General features: G+C 56.7%; 1 protein-coding gene. It reads left to right on the plus strand.

Going from position 1 to position 727, the window contains the following annotated elements:
- The first annotated feature begins 134 nt into the window (after nt 1-134).
- Complete coding sequence (locus GHO41_RS29430; protein WP_153334383.1) at nt 135-557, plus strand: hypothetical protein; 423 nt, start codon at nt 135-137, stop codon at nt 555-557.
- The last annotated feature ends 170 nt before the right edge of the window (nt 558-727 follow it).

Below are 727 nucleotides of genomic sequence, written 5' to 3' on the forward strand. Positions count from 1 at the left end.
TTTTTCCTCACCCCCCTCGTGGGCTCGGGTGGTGTCTGTCCGGCTGTTTCCGCCGTCTTCGCCGGCGGTTTATCAGAGCGGCTAAGGCCGCTCTGGACGCGTTACCATGCGATTTTCGCCTGGGAGCAAAACTCATGCAGCGTTTAGCCAAACCTTCGGACTACGTCCGGCAAGAAGTTCTCGGCCAATCGACCTACGTGCTTCCTTGGGAGCCGCGGCTGTGCCCGGGAAACCCTGCGGATGATCCCGAACTGGGCGCTCAGCTCTACAACGATTTTGCCTGCGCCGCCGTCATGGGCATCACGCAGCGATCACCAGCCGAACAGATGACTGACATCATTGATTGGGTCATTGCCACTCCTGGAGAGGCGCCCAGAGCCTTAGCGGCTGATCTCGCAGCGGCCTATCAGGACAAGCATCAGTTTCTAATAAAGGATTTGGAGCACTGGGACGAGGAGACCAAGCCGCATCGAGCGCACCTGATTTTTCACAACGAAGATATTCGCGGTCTGTCTGCCCAGGTCATCATGGCTTTACGTGTGCGTGCTGGTGGCTGACCGGGAGTGAAATTATTTTAGGTACGCATAATGTGCGGCCCGACCATGGGTTAGCGCAATCGCGATATACTTGTATAGCAATCCTTATTATGGAGTCTGGCCATGCTTGCTATTCGACTGCCTTCGGACCTGGAAGAGCGCCTGGAAAACCTCGCCAAAGCCACCGGCCG

It is taken from the genome of Pseudomonas sp. FSL R10-0399, from assembly GCF_009600165.1.
Classification (GTDB): domain Bacteria; phylum Pseudomonadota; class Gammaproteobacteria; order Pseudomonadales; family Pseudomonadaceae; genus Aquipseudomonas; species Aquipseudomonas helleri.